Annotated in this window: 12 protein-coding genes; 10 read left to right on the plus strand and 2 right to left on the minus strand. The window is 49.1% G+C overall.

All coding sequences use genetic code 11. The annotated features are described in order from the left end of the window. Positions 1-128: 128 nt before the first annotated feature. From ACTRXD_RS06815 to glnD, 10 genes are all read left to right on the plus strand, one after another. On the plus strand, positions 129-383 hold the full coding sequence (locus tag ACTRXD_RS06815) for a transposase (protein ID WP_442431088.1): 255 nt from the start codon (positions 129-131) through the stop codon (positions 381-383). A gap of 290 nt (positions 384-673) precedes the next feature. Continuing rightward, entirely contained in the window at positions 674-1744 is a 1071-nt protein-coding gene (pilM, locus tag ACTRXD_RS06820; RefSeq protein ID WP_442431089.1) for a pilus assembly protein PilM, read from the plus strand. Next, positions 1737-2300 carry a PilN domain-containing protein gene (locus ACTRXD_RS06825; protein WP_442431090.1) on the plus strand — a complete coding sequence of 188 codons (564 nt, stop codon included), beginning with the start codon at positions 1737-1739 and terminating at the stop codon, positions 2298-2300. Before pilM ends, ACTRXD_RS06825 begins: the two co-directional genes overlap by 8 nt. Continuing rightward, complete coding sequence (gene pilO, locus ACTRXD_RS06830; RefSeq protein WP_442431091.1) at positions 2297-2890, plus strand: type 4a pilus biogenesis protein PilO; 594 nt, start codon at positions 2297-2299, stop codon at positions 2888-2890. Before ACTRXD_RS06825 ends, pilO begins: the two co-directional genes overlap by 4 nt. Then, entirely contained in the window at positions 2865-3476 is a 612-nt protein-coding gene (locus ACTRXD_RS06835; protein ID WP_442431092.1) for a hypothetical protein, read from the plus strand. Before pilO ends, ACTRXD_RS06835 begins: the two co-directional genes overlap by 26 nt. 238 nt (positions 3477-3714) lie before the next feature. Then, positions 3715-4875 (plus strand): chorismate synthase, encoded by a 1161-nt coding sequence (gene aroC / locus ACTRXD_RS06840; protein WP_442431093.1) that lies wholly within the window; start codon positions 3715-3717, stop codon positions 4873-4875. Positions 4876-4954: 79 nt separating this feature from the next. Further along, positions 4955-6121 carry a 3-dehydroquinate synthase gene (aroB, locus tag ACTRXD_RS06845; protein WP_442431094.1) on the plus strand — a complete coding sequence of 389 codons (1167 nt, stop codon included), beginning with the start codon at positions 4955-4957 and terminating at the stop codon, positions 6119-6121. 1 nt (position 6122) lies between these two features. Continuing rightward, positions 6123-7376, plus strand: a complete 1254-nt coding sequence (locus tag ACTRXD_RS06850) for a GAF domain-containing protein (protein WP_442431095.1) — start codon at positions 6123-6125, stop codon at positions 7374-7376. 174 nt (positions 7377-7550) lie between these two features. Beyond that, positions 7551-9341 (plus strand): NAD+ synthase, encoded by a 1791-nt coding sequence (locus ACTRXD_RS06855; RefSeq protein ID WP_442431096.1) that lies wholly within the window; start codon positions 7551-7553, stop codon positions 9339-9341. Between the two features lie 43 nt (positions 9342-9384). Continuing rightward, on the plus strand, positions 9385-12090 hold the full coding sequence (gene glnD, locus ACTRXD_RS06860) for a [protein-PII] uridylyltransferase (RefSeq protein ID WP_442431097.1): 2706 nt from the start codon (positions 9385-9387) through the stop codon (positions 12088-12090). A gap of 983 nt (positions 12091-13073) precedes the next feature. Here glnD and ACTRXD_RS06865 read toward each other — a convergent pair. Together ACTRXD_RS06865 and ACTRXD_RS06870 are read right to left on the minus strand one after the other, a co-directional pair. Further along, entirely contained in the window at positions 13074-14234 is a 1161-nt protein-coding gene (locus ACTRXD_RS06865; protein WP_442431098.1) for a PIN/TRAM domain-containing protein, read from the minus strand. A 55-nt stretch (positions 14235-14289) separates the two neighbouring features. Beyond that, positions 14290-14820: a hypothetical protein gene (locus tag ACTRXD_RS06870; protein WP_442431099.1), complete on the minus strand. Its 531-nt coding sequence runs from the start codon at positions 14818-14820 to the stop codon at positions 14290-14292. Positions 14821-14889 lie beyond the last annotated feature (69 nt).

The following is a 14889-nucleotide window of genomic DNA, read 5'->3' on the forward strand; positions in this document are numbered from 1 at the left end:
AGACGTGGCGTCGTGTGCGAGGATTCAAACAGTTGCCGAAGGTCATCGAAGGGATTCAGTTTATTGATGGCATGGACCCGAACACCATGAACTCGGTCGCCGCGTAATCACCGGCTCAGACACTAGATTTGACAATAGCTCTGGTGCTGGTTATACCTCCGAAATATGCGGTCTCGAGTATTGTGGGCAAGATGCAAGTGAATTTGAGTCGGCAATTGCGGTTGCGGTATCCCGACCTGAAACGGACGTACTGGGGGCCGGTGTTGTGGTCTCCGGGGTTCTTCTCTTCGACGGTGGGGGTGAATGAGGCCGTCATCCGGCGGTACGTGGAGCATCAAGAACGAATGGACAAATGGCAGATTCACCTCGAATTTGAATTTTAAGTGCCACGCGGCGTAAGCCCGTGGGTATCTACTTTTTTCGTAGTTTTTTTCTGAAACAAACATTCTGACCCCTCATTAAGCAGTCTTGAATCATCGAGCCATTCCTAATGTAAGGGGAATGCGACTCGCGGTGTCTTGCCTAGCATGTTGTGAGTTCCTCCAGGCAAAACGATTAACAAATCTAGGTAAAAACATGACATCATATTGGGGGATGGCATTTACAGGGAGAATCCCGATAAAACCCAATTGAGGTCAAGAGTCCTTTGCCGAATATTGTTGGACCGAAAAAGATGAATACAGTCTGGGGAGGCATTGTAGAAAGGGTCAGAGGATTTTCGTGGAAAAGCCAGAATGTAACAGGCGTGGATGTGGGATCTCGATTCTTGAAGGCGGTGACTCTACAGCCGGGCCCTACCTCCCCTATCCTAAAGGGTATCGTGCTTGAATCTCTTCCCTTTACTCCTAATCCAAATTCTCAAGCTGATCTTGAGGATGATCGACATCTAGTCCAATTTCTTCGAAACCAGTTATCCCCTTCTCCTCGTGCGGTGGGGATTACGGTTTCGAGTCCCCACGTCTTGTTGAAGAGACTGGCACTTCCCTATATGTCGGAAAAGGATCTTCGAGAACACCTCGCTTTGGAGCTTGACCGGTATATTCCTCTTGATGTTCAAGGTGTCGTGTGGGATGTGTATCGACACAAAGATTCTGATGCCCTGGACAACGAAAAACTTCAGACATTTCTAGTTGTAGCAAAAAAAGAATTCATAGAGGCGCGAATGCGACAATTTGAAGGGCAAGGGATGCCCGTCCGTTTTGTCGATGTGGATGCCTTTTCACTGGTGAATATGATTGCTTACAACTATGGCCATGAAGGAACGTGGATGATTATTCATCTCGGACCAACCGGCATCCTTTCGGTGATGATGGAAGAAGGGCGTCTGGTGCATATGCATCAAGTATCCTACGAGGTCGAGTGGTATGGGGACTTGCTTGACGGGGTGCAAGCGGCTTTAGGCTCGGCGGGTGATGGCTTTAAGTTAGGCGCCTCGGAAACTCTACTTCTAGAACAATTTTTCAACGAAACAATAAAGCAGGTCGCCGAAACTATCAAGCATGCTTCAGAAGGAACTGACACGGGAATGGTGCAGGGCGTGTTCCTGTCAGGGGGCTATTCGATGCTGGAGGGACTTCAATCGAGACTCGCTGATTCATTGGACGTTTCTGTGACAAGGGTTAACCCGTTTAATAAAATTAAAGTCCCTCAGGAGATGCAACAGGATTCTCGCTTTCAGAAAGCTTTGCCGTTATTTGGTGTTGCGGTTGGAGCGGCATTGCGTGGGGCAATCCCTCATGATTGAAATTAATTTAGCTCGTTCATTTCAGCGGCCAGTTAATCCACATGAGTCTTTAAGGCTGTTTTGTTGGCTAGTGGGTGTGGTGGTATTCATGGGATTTGGATGGGCGAGTTGGTGGTGGACGCAATCTTTGCAAGAACAGGTTGATGCATTGGTTCAGGAAAAGATCGTCAAAATACAGGATCTGGTTCAGATAAAGGAACGCCTCGATAAATTGCAGCTTTTTCATGAACAAAAAGTCCTCCTTATGACCTCCATTGAGCAGCTCAGTGATCAGGAGAGAGAAAAGGCTTGGCCGGTCAAAATGCTGGATGGAGTCAGTCGAAATGTTGAAAAGCTTGATATCTGGTTGGAGCGGGTACAACTTGATTCACGGGTGGTGGAATTGCGGGGACAATCGTTGGCACTAGAAGATATTGGTAAATTTATGGAGGGGTTGGAGAATGATGGAATTATTGTGAGTTTACCTGTAGTGGAAATTCTTGATCACCCAGAAGGGGAATCAGGCGTCTTTTCATTTTTGATTCGTTTTGTATGGGATCAACGGGTGACTACATGATGGCACAGTGGAAGTCATTATCCCTTTGGTGTCGATTTGGTTTTCTGGTCGGAGTGATGCTCGTCTGTCTTTTGGTTATTCACTTCGTGATGTGGGATGCGATGAGTGACTCGATCAAGCAGTTGGAAGGGGAAGTTTCTCGCCTCGATCAGGAGAGTCGAGGGCTCACCCAAAAAACAGAATCACTGAAGACCATAGAGAAGGATGTCAACAGCTTGCGTGAAAATTTAGCCACTCGAGTTCAACAATTCCCTGAAAATATAGAATCAAAAATCTTTCGAAGGGATGTCATCGAAATTGCGAAGCGAAGGAATGTGACCATTCGGGTGTGGAAACCTGAACCTCCTTTGACCGAGCTTCAGCATTCTGAATTTTCGATACCCATTGTCCTCAGAGTAGAAGGGGATTTCCAGGGGACCGTTCAATTTTTGGATGACTTGCGGCAACTTGCATGGGTTGAAGGTATCCCTTCCATTACCCTGGCCGGAAAGCCAGACAACGAACATTCACCTCTCGTCAGCACGAATCTGGTGATGCACGGGTTAACTCCCTTAGGGATTGAACATGTTCAGCAGCTGCTTAGAACATAATCGAACCGATCAATGTCAGGCGGGATTGCGAGATCCTGGAGGCATAGACATTCGACGCAAGGTCTCCACCATGTCTGCCTACCTGAGAAGGTTCGCGGGCTACTCGGTCTGTGTTTGGATTGTGCTTAATTTGGGAGGGGTAATGGGAGTGGTGGCTGCGGAAGGTACCTCCTCATCGACTTCTTACCAAAACAGGCTAGTTAGACCCAGTCTCGTTGAGGACCATTCCCGACGAACTGACGGGAGTCGTCGAGACCCTTTCAAGCGGATACCTCAGCCGCGTCTATCAACCCCTAAAGTTACGACGCCATCAGATAAGGACTCGAAAGTTGTTCCTTTGCTGGATAATCCGGATTGGAGACTTCTTGGCGTGATTCATGGCCGAGATGGTCACCAGGCGATCATTCAAGTATCTCCATCGAAGCGAGTTCTGGTCCAAACGGGATCTGAACTCGCTCTATCAGGATGGACGATTAAGACCATCAGTGAGGAGGAGGTGCTCCTTGAGTATCTCTCCTCAGCCGCCTCATTGAAGGGGGCTTCCTTGCCAAAAACCTTCATTCTTTCCTTTCCCACCATCCAATAATCATTATGAATATTCTGGTTGAGAAAGCCTGAAAAAACCTTCATAATCTGTACTCTAACAATCCGGGGGGGAACTCTTTGACTCGTTCCGCAATGGGAACTGGTGATTGATCATTATCCGTATCCCAAGTCTGCAGCTACAGGCTTGGGTAGACCGTCCTGGTCAGTAAGGGTGGGAACATTTTAAAAAGGAACATGCTCTACCGGCATGAGTATTTAATGAGCCAAAAAGGAATGCCATGTTGCGATATTTAAATGCGGGGGAATCTCATGGAAGAGGCCTAATGGCTGTGGTAGAAGGGGTTCCGTCTGGATTGCCGATTACGGCCGAAGGGATTAATGTGGATTTGATTCGCCGACAGGGCGGATATGGGCGTGGCGGGCGGATGCGAATTGAAAAGGACCGGATTGAATTTATTTGTGGAGTTCGAAAAGGGAAAACTTTGGGAAATCCGCTAGGACTCTTGATCTGGAATAAGGATTGGGAAAACTGGAAAGACATCATGGCGTCCGAACCTGGTCCCCCTTCCACTGAACGAGTGGTGACTCGTCCACGGCCGGGCCATGCAGATTTGGTTGGAGCCATCAAATATGGTCATAGCGATATTCGCAATGTGCTGGAAAAGGCCAGTGCCAGGGAAACAGCGATTAGGGTTGCCATTGGTGGTGTGGCGAAATCGTTGCTGGCCGAGTTTGACATGCGAGTGGTCAGTTATACGATGGACATTGGAGGGGTCGCAGCTCCCAGTCCTAATGATCCGTTGATGGCGTATGAACATGCAGAACAATCTGAAGTGCGATGTCATGACCCTGAGACGGCAAAAAAAATGGTTGAACAGATTCGGGCAGCCAAGCATAAAGGAGATTCCTTAGGCGGTATCTTTGAGGTTGTGGTCACGAACGTTCCGATCGGGCTGGGAACCTATGCTCAATGGGATCGGCGCCTAAGTGCTCGCTTGGCGTTCGCTGCGATGAGTATTCAAGCGATGAAGGGGGTAGAAATTGGCATGGGATTTGAGTCGGCCCGCCGTTTTGGATCTGAAGTGCATGACGACATTTATTTTGATAAAGCCGCAGGTCAATTTACCAGAAAATCGAACAATGCCGGTGGGTTGGAGGGCGGCATTACGAACGGACAACCGATCGTTCTACGAGTAGCCATGAAGCCCATCGCGACTCTCTATACTCCCAAAGACAGCGTGGACATCGAAACAAAAGAACCGTTTGAGGCCACGGTAGAGCGTTCAGATATTTGCACTGTTCCGGCTGCCGGCGTCGTGGGCGAAGCGGTGATTGCCTATGAAATGGCCAATGCCCTGATTGAAAAATTTGGTGGAGATACGTTGGATGAAATGAAAAGAAACTTTGAGGCTTATCAAGAGTATGTCCGCACGTTTTAATCCTCTTGTCCTGAGCTCCTCTCGTGGCAGGTTTCTATCGTTTCTTGGAATAAACCTGCTTTGTGGTGACTTCCGCTAGATGAAGACCTCTGAATTCTCGAAACTCGTTCCGGTTTCTTTGGGAGATCGGAGTTATCAAGTCCTTATTCAACCTCATATTCTGCCTCAAATAGGCCGTGTGCTTCAGGATGTTGGATTGTCAGGGCGAGTTGCCATTGTGACCAATCCAGTCGTCAATGAACTCTATGGGCGGGTAGTTTTCCGTGCCTTAAAGCGGTGTGGATTTTCTCCATTTCTTGTGGTGATACCCGATGGAGAAAAGGCCAAATCCATGTATTGGTTGTCAAAAATACTGGATGAACTGGTCACGCAACGACTTGAACGCCAGGAAGTGGTGTTAGCGTTAGGTGGAGGGGTCGTGGGAGATGTGGCGGGGTTTGCTGCCTCTGTTTATCTGCGCGGTGTTTCATTTGTCCAAGTGCCGACGACATTGGTGGCTCAAGTAGATTCAAGCGTGGGTGGAAAAACAGGGGTTAACCATCCAATAGGGAAAAATTTGATTGGGGCGTTTTATCAGCCACGTGTCGTGGTTATTGATCCGCAGACATTGCAATCTCTTCCAAAACGTGAATGGGTAGCAGGGTTAGCGGAGGTGATTAAGTACGGCATGATTGCGGATCCGAAGTTTTTTGAATATTTAGAACAACACGTTGATGACTTACGAGAACAAGCTGAGGATGTCATCCCCATCGTCATTCGGCGGTGTTGTGAAATTAAAGCTGAAGTCGTGGGTGGAGATGAACGGGAATCTGGACGCAGACGCATTTTGAATTATGGCCACACCGTAGGCCATGCACTGGAAACCTGGGGTCGTTATAGAACATGGATTCATGGAGAAGCGGTGGGAATTGGCATGGTGCAGGAAGCTTCAATGGCACATTTTTTAGGGTTGTGTGCAAAGGAGCTGATTGAGCGGCAACGCGACTTGATTCAGGATGTTGGGTTGCCCATTGCCATGCCTTCCATGACTTTTATGGATCTCTGGGGGGCCATGCAACACGACAAAAAGGTCATAAAGGGTCAAATTAATTGCGTGTTGCCCACCACAATCGGGAAGGTCAAGGTCGTTCCCTTGGTTCGACAACGTATTCGCCAATGGTTTATTGCCAGTCAGTCCACTCGTGGGAAACGATTGGGGCCTGTTTCACAGGCAGTGAGCCGTCCACGTCTATCCAAGAAAAAATAACATGGCTGCGATCCGTCCTTCGACGATAGAAGACCTCAAGCACCTTGTTCGGGAGCGGACCCGTGAGGTGCAGATTCTTCACCGAATCAGTGAATCCATTAGTAGTACTTTGGAGCTGGAAACGGTATTAAAGCAAATCGTGGAAGTGGTTGTGGAAGTGACGAAGGGGGATGCCTGTCTATTATATTTGATTTCTGAAACAACAGAAGAGCTTATTTTGCGTGCATCGAAAAATCCGCATCCCCGTCTTATCGGGCGGATATCCATCGGTTTGGGAGAAGGGATTACCGGGTGGGTGGCACGAGAAAAAGTTCCCGTGGTGATTCCTCGCAATGCAAGTGATGACGCCAGATTTAAGTTTTTTCATCGTCTGCCGGAAGACCGCTATCAGGCGTTTGTGTCAGTTCCCATTACGAGTAAGGGGAAAATGGTCGGTGTCATTAATGTTCAGCATAAGCGGTCAAAGCGGTATGCTGAAGAAACGCTCGCGCTCTTACTGACCATTGCTAATCAAGTCGGCGGCGCGATTGCCAATGCCAGATTGTACGACGATATGCGGCAAAAAGCGCGTCGACTTGAAACCCTTTCCCAAGTATCGGAAACGGTGGCTTCTAATCGACTGATAGAGGATGTGCTGCAATTAATTGTCACCATGACGGCTCAGCTGATGAATTCAAAAATTTGCTCGATCATGCTTGTCGACCAGCCTTCGGGGGAACTTCGTATCGCAGCCACTCAAAGCCTGAGTGATGCATACCGGCGGAAGCCACCGTTGAAGGTTGGACAGAGCATGAGCGGCCGAGCGGTGCAGGATCACCATCCGGTGTATGTTCCGGATGTGAAGGCTGAAGATGGGTATTTTTATCGGGATTTGGCGAAACAGGAAGGATTGCATTCTTTATTGTCCATTCCCATGCTCATGAAGGAAAGTCCGATTGGGGTTATTAATGTATACACTTCCAGTTATCATGCGTTTTCAGATGAAGAGGTGACCACGCTTCAAGCCATTGCGAATCAATCTGCCGTCGCCATTGAGCACACTCGGCTTATGGAAAAGTCGTTTGAGATGCAAGAGGCTCTAGAAGTGCGAAAATTGGTAGAGCGTGCTAAAGGTTTTTTAATGGCCTCTAGGGGATTGTCAGAGCCTGAAGCATTTCGTCTTATGCAACGACAAAGCATGAATCTTCGAAAATCCATGAGAGAAATTGCCGATGCGATTATTCTCGCGGAGGAACTTCAGCGGGCGACTCATTAAGTATCCCTAGGACGATTTACCATTGAAATAGGAATTTGAGGAGAGATTCTTTGAACGGATCTTTCATTGCTTGTATAATCCCTTGAGGGGCGACAACGACGTCTTCCCGTATATGTCAGCGCAAAGGACAATGGCGTCCTCGGTTCCGATGGGACAGAGGACGTTTTTTTTATCATGATGATTCGATTGGCGATGGTGCAGATGAATGCGGTGGTTGGGGATCTTGGGGGGAATACCCGCACCATTTGCGGATGGATTCGCGAGGCGAAGAAAGCCAAAGCCGATGTGGTTGTCTTTCCGGAGTTGGCCGTGTGTGGGTATCCTCCAGAAGATCTGCTCCTCATGCCGAAGTTTCTATTCGATATTAGTCGGATGCGGGACCGTATTACCAAAGTCACGACGGGGATTATGGCGGTAGTGGGAAGCGTGATTGCATCTGATCGTCCTGCTCAACATCCCCTCCGGAATCATGGACAGAATCGAAGGAAGCCTATGAATGCGGCGTGGGTCCTGGTCGATGGTCAGGTGAAAAGATCGTATGCCAAATGCAAGCTCCCCAACTATGGGGTGTTTGACGAAGAACGGTATTTTCAACCGGGACGAATCAGTCCGGTCTACTGCCTGGGCCCGTTACGAATTGGAATCAATATTTGTGAAGACATATGGTTTGCTGATGGTCCGGCCAGCCGGCAGGCAGCATGTGGGGGCGCTCACCTGGTTCTCAACATTAATGCCTCTCCTTATCAGGTCGGAAAAACCCACAGTCGTGAACGCATGTTAGCCATTCGGGCAAAAGCTAACAATGTAATGGTCAGTTATACCAATATGGTCGGAGGACAGGATGAATTGGTTTTTGATGGGAATAGCCTCGTCATGGATTCCACCGGTGCGGTCCTTGCGCGAGCCAAAGCCTTTGAAGAAGATTTCCTGCTGACCGACCTTCAGATTCCTTCAACACGAACGGGGAAATCAAAGGGGCCAGGAAAAGCATCTGAAGTTGATGGCGAAGATGTTCGGGTTCCGATGATCCGGATGGGATGGACGCCGAGGTGGCCGAAGTCCGGCGCTCCAGGTGTCAGAAGGCTCACACCGGTAATGGGTGAGTTAGAGGAGATATACCGGGCACTCGTGCTAGGAGTGCAAGATTATGTGCGGAAGAATGCCTTCTCAAATGTTCTTGTCGGTATCAGCGGAGGGATTGATTCGGCTTTGACTGCATTGATTGCCCGAGATGCCTTAGGCGCGTCCAATGTGATGGGTGTAATGATGCCATCCCCCTATACCTCTAAGGAAAGTCGTGTGGATGCTCGTCAGCTAGGAAAAAATTTGGGAATCGAGATGCGGCAACTTTCGATAACGAGAGTGTTCAAGGCTTTGCTTGGGGTGTTGAACAAGTCCTTTCAGGGTTCTCAGACTGATTCGACGGAAGAAAATTTGCAAGCTCGCATCAGAGGAACACTGCTGATGGCTCTTTCCAATAAATTCGGGTATTTAGTACTGACCACGGGAAATAAAAGCGAAATGAGTGTGGGATATGCCACGCTGTACGGCGATATGGCTGGTGGGTTTGCCGTGATCAAAGATATTCCCAAAACGAAGGTGTATGAGCTTTCTCGTTGGCGAAGTGAGTATAGGGGCTCAAATTTTGACCGGGTGATTATTCCTGAAAGAATTCAGGTGCGTGCTCCTTCCGCTGAGTTGAGGCCCGATCAGACGGATCAGGATACCCTCCCTCCCTATCCGGTCTTAGATGCAATTCTACAAGCCTATGTTGAGGACAATGAGTCAATGGGCAGAATTGTGAAGATGGGCTATGATTCTCATATTGTGCGAACGGTCATGGGGATGGTGGATCGGAGCGAATACAAGCGTCGACAAGCGCCAGTGGGCATTAAAATTACCTCGAGAGCGTTAGGAAAGGATCGGCGCATGCCGATTACGAACCGATATTTTTCTGGAGCTTAACCTGAATGTGTGACATGGTGAGTGCTGGCGGGAGTTGCCCTCGATGAATGAAGGGATACCTTTGCCCCCTACCGGTTTGACGGAACACAAGGACTCCTCTCTGGGGCTTCATGTTCTCCAGTCCCAGCGCGAGGCTCTTCGCCAACGCTTAATTGAAGGAGCGACCGGCAGTGAGATCACCCAGGCTTTTTCGGATTTCATGGATGCTTTACTGATCGCGCGATTTCGGGAGGTCATTCAGCAAGGCAATGCAGGTGTGCGAGCCGGCTGGCAGCAATGCTGTTTAGTGGCCATGGGGGGGTATGGGCGGCGGGAGTTAGCTCCCTATTCCGACATTGATGTGATGATTCTCACTCAGGGCAATCAAAGGGAAGTCGCTGAGGCCCTGTCTACCGGAGTCTTTCACCGGCTTTGGGATCTTGGGTTTCAAGTTGGGCATAGTGTGCGGTCCCTCGCAGAATGTCTGACGATTGCAGAAGCCGATCTGGCGGCCTGTACCTCACTGATGGAATCGCGATTTCTTATCGGCAGTGCTTTAGTGTTTCAGGAATTTCAACGGAAATTCGAACGTCGGATCATCAAGAAACGGGCGCAACGGTTTGTTCTGGATAAAATTCAAGAGCGTGAAAGAGAGTATGCCAAATTTGGTGAGACTGTCTTTATGCTGGAACCGAATATTAAAAAAAGTAAGGGTGGGCTTCGGGATCTGCATTTGCTGCAATGGGTTGGCCAGGCCCGATATGGAGCGGGGACGATTCAAGAACTCTCGAATCGGGGAATCATTGCTATTCAGGATTATCAGGTTCTGCAAGACGCACAGGAATTTCTCTGGCGGGTTCGGTGTTTTTTGCATTTTGAAGCGGGACGGGCTCAAGATATTCTCACGTTCGACGATCAGGTTCGGCTCTCTGCACTTTGGGGATTTGTGGATCATCCTCATTTGTTGGCCGTTGAGCAATTTATGCAAGTGTATTTCCGTCATACGACCGGGTTGTTTGACCGTGGGCGGCGGTTTCTTGATCAAGCCAGGGCGAAATCCTGGTTGGACCGGGTTCGCCAATGGTGGCCTCCTCCATTAATTGAAGGGCACTTCCGTATACTGGAAAATCGGTTGACAATTCAGACGGATAAGCTCCTTGAGGTGATGGAGAGCCCCATGTTGCTCCTGAGGTTATTTGTGATCTCCCATCGTCAAGCAGTCCCCATCGATTCGCGCATTCTCAATGAATTGTCCCAGCACATGGGAACCTTACCCAATGAGCGGTTTCATACCAAGCCGGTGAGTCGGCTTTTTCGACATATTCTGTCAAGTCCGGGTCGGATAGTTCAAACTCTTGAAGCCATGCATCAGGCTAGTCTACTGGAAAAGCTCGTGCCGGCTTTCTCCCGAGTACGTGGTCTCATGCAGTTCAATCAATATCATAAATACACGGTCGATGAGCATAGTCTGCTCGCAGTGAGGGAAGCGGAACGACTTCAAAATCACCAAGGGATCATAGGAGAGGTTTATCGAAACATCACCGATAAAGACATTTTGCATCTGGCCCTGTTGCTGCATGATTTAGGCAAAGGGCGTCCTGGGGATCATAGCGAAGTCGGTCAGGAGATTGCCCACCTTACAGCTGATCGGTTGGATTTATCTGAAAAGGAACGGCAGACTCTCGCTTTTCTGGTTCGCCATCACTTGCAGATGTCTCATACGGCTTTTCGCCGAGATCTCAACGATCCTAAAACCATTGTCACATTTGCCCGATTGGTAAAAACTGTCGGGATGATTCAAAAGCTGTTTATTCTGACTATTGCAGATATATCAGCGGTGGGACCTGAGGTGATGACGAAATGGAAAGAGTCCTTATTAGGGGAACTGTATTCGTTGACCTACGCCGAGCTTGCCGGGGATGCAGGTTCAACGAATTCCGGTGATGGGAGTAAGAATATTCCGCCCGAAGCTCGAGACAAACTTATCAGGATTTTAAGGGCTGATCAAAGCGAGGGCCATTCTCCTGAACCCGACTGGTCGGAATGGGTGAATGCCAAACTTCAACAACTCCCCAGCCGGTACGTTCTGTCGACCCCGGTTAACCAAATGGCGGCGTATCTCTTAGCCATTCGTGCTCTACCAGTCAAGCCGACTCATGTGGAAGCCAGATTCAATCAGGCATCAGGCGTTTCGGAGTATGTGCTGATCACCCGTGAACAGACCAAACCAGGTATTTTCATGCAAGTGGCCGGAGTGTTAGCCGCCATGGGTTTGCAGGTATTGGAAGCGCAAATTATGACACTGAAGGATGGCACGGTGTGGGATGTGTTCTCGGTACATGATTCAGATTATGAAGGGCCGCCATCTGCCGGGCGCCTAGAGGAGGTGGCAAAGGAAATTCAAGAGGTCGTGGAGGGAAGACAATCAGTTCATCAAATGGTTGAACGACGACGGCGCGTGGCCCTTGGTCGTCCCTTTCCTACGGGCCGGCATCTCACGGAAGTGCATATTGATCATGGGGTCTCAGATGCCTTTACGGTGATTGACCTCTTTGCCGATGACAAGCAAGGGTTGCTCTTTGTGATCGCCAAAACGCTGGTTCAATTGGGTCTTTCAATTCATATGGCCAGAATCGGGACCAGGTTAGATCAGGTGGCCGATGTTTTTTATGTGACCAATTTCCAGGGAGAAAAAATTCTTTCCGGTGAAGACTGTGAGCAAATTCAACAGATTCTTCACGCCGCGGTTGATCAATTTCTGGATGAATAGTTTAGGTCGTTCTTTCATAGATGAACCATTTGCCGGCGTGGTAAGTTATGGAGGAGAGCATTTGGCATAGATTAGGAATTTTTAGCCAAAAACCAGCCTTTAGTCATTAAGCATTGCCACGGAATCTTCAGAAGGTTTCAATACACTGGCGTTGACGGTTCGGTTCCCTGATCGTCAGGGTTGAATAAATAATTGGCGACACAGCCTTGTATCCTCCTCAAATCCCCCTGATTGAGAACCAGATTTAGCCCAAAGATTTGAAGCGTGCAAATGGACCATGGCGGATGAATGCAGAAGGAATTTCTCTACAGGAGAGGAAGTGTGTGAGGAAATCCCGCATAGTAAACAGCATAACAGATAGGCCATTGTGAAAAAAAAAGGGGGTCCCATCCATGAGATCAGAAGGTGGAAGCTTGGCTTTGATCCTGATCGGTAGTTATGTCACGAACGCTTTCGTGGCACCATGGGCAAAAGATGAGACTGATCGTATTCCAGGTATTGGCCCATTCCCTATGGGTGCCAGGTGACTGCAGTGGCTCAGTGGTTGCGATGAACTCACCCTCTCTGAAGAATAACCTATTTTCGCCAGGAGAGCATTAGAGGATCTCATGGATGAGGTGAGCGTGCCGATGGCCTCTGGTTTTGACAGATTCCCTTAGGGCGGCTAGGGCCTGGGAAGTAATTGCAGATCCGCAATTCGTACAGCACCAAAAGGCTCCGGTTGGTGCAAGTGTACTGTTCTGGCATTGAGGACAACGTTGGAATGACATTGGTGATTCCTTTCTTAAGGTGATTCGTGTCAAAGGCCAGCATCAAAGAAAGTAGGGGACCCAGGAGTGCGGGTGGGCCCCCCACTAGCTTGGAGAGGGGAAGAGCCCTCTCCGGGATAGACTGACAGTTTGGTTAATGGAGACCTCCAGATAAATAAATATTGATGTCGTATCATAAAATCGTGGTTGGGTAATTGTGTCATCTGTCCGTCCTCATCCATGGCCTTCTACGAGGCTGCGCGAGTATCCCGAAGCTACCTTGAGAGGTGATTGAAGATTGACAAACAAAGAAGAGTTTTTGGACTGGGGAGTCGAGAAAATCATTCGTCCCGTGTTCGTTTGCATAAATCGGGTCACCACCACCACAACCGCTTGACCAACCAGAGTCGCACCGTGGTCGACGACGACCATTGTGCCATCATCTAGATGGGCAATGCCCTGCTCCTGCCCCTGACCCTCTTTATGAATGAAGACACGTATGGTTTCTCCAGGCAATACCAAAGGGCGTAATTGGTAGGTTAATTCGTTCACGTTGAGAGAAAGCACGCCTTGAACTGATGCGACTTTTGCCAAATTCCAATCGTTGGTCACGATCTTGGCACCACGGTTTTTGGCTATGGCGATGAGTTGATGGTCAACCGCTGATATGTCGGGTTCCCAATCCTCGATTATCATCACGTCCATATTTGGCAGTTCCTGCATTTGGGATAAGATATCCAACCCACGCTTCCCCTTAATTCGTTTAGAGGGGTGAGCGGAGTCGGCTAATGTTTGGAGTTCATGCAAAATACTTTTGGGAACCAGGAAAGGGCCTTCCAAAAAACCTGTGGTGCAGAGAGGTAGTATTCGGCCATCGATTATGGCGCTAGAATCCAGCAATTTTTGAACGGTGTTCGATGGGATTAGCGAATCGTGAGGAAAGGCCTCTTTTGGTAGGTCCGCTTTTGGGGTCAGCGACAGCATGTTGGAGATGTGAATACCGACCATCAGTCCGATGTAAGGACAGAAAAGAAAGACAGGCAGCCCGATCCACGGGGTAAGAGAAGACATCTCGAGCAGCCCTGTCCCCATTCCCATGATCAATGCAAATCCGATCCCCGCCAAGGCAACGATGAGGCCAAGACTACCACCAATCAAGGTAGAGCGGTGACATTCGGTTAAATGCCGTTCTAACCATAGAGCCAGGCAGCCGACTGACAAGCCTGTGGCTCCCCAGAGAACAATGTCTGGAAGGGCATCGGTCCACTGAGAGGAAGCCCGGCCAAGACCACCATACATTCCCACGCTTAGACACAAGAGGAGATACAGCCATTGGTGAATGGAAAGAGATTGGGTTTTTGAAACGGGGGATAACGCAGAGGCTGGCGCAATCATCTTAGTATTTCTCCTTCAAGGGTTGGTACAGAATTCCATTGTTGGGGGAGGAGTTTCAGCCTGTTGGAGCCTCAAATGATGAACAGTGTGGCAGAAGATGGTCGAAGGTAAGCTTCGGCTTAAGATCAGCGTGAGCAGATCTCCGACAGAAATCACTTTCTGCAACCTCCAGCACCGTGGTGATACCTCGGAGGTTCAGATCATGGAATAGTCGAAATTGTAGGCAGCAGCGATGGTCAAAAAATAATGTTTCGCATCGATGGGGCGGTAAGGAGGCTGAGAGATGCAGGGTCCGTACCAAGCGATTGAGAGGATCAGTCAAAAAGGGAAGACCAAAGTCTTGCGGAGGACGACCCCAGGAATTCACAAGAAAGGCGTTGTTCGGTACTAAGGCCGCGAGCACGATCCCTCCTGCCTGAAACCGGTTGACCTGTTGTTCCAGCAACCAGGCATCGGTTTCAGCAAAGGCAGGTAAGCAGCACAGCACAAATTGGGTCCCCTGAAACGCTGTCAGGGGAAGGTACTGCCATCTGCCATTCAGCAAACATGGGGTTTTCCACATTGGTGCGCGTGTTCCGATCTTCATGCGTTCCCTCCTTAGTAATCAGTAAAAACCTTCTGGGTTAGAGCAAATCAGGCATTGGGCAATGTTGCG

Origin of the sequence: Nitrospira sp. T9 (genome assembly GCF_052156535.1) — a bacterium.
Classification (GTDB): Bacteria; Nitrospirota; Nitrospiria; order Nitrospirales; family UBA8639; genus Nitrospira_E.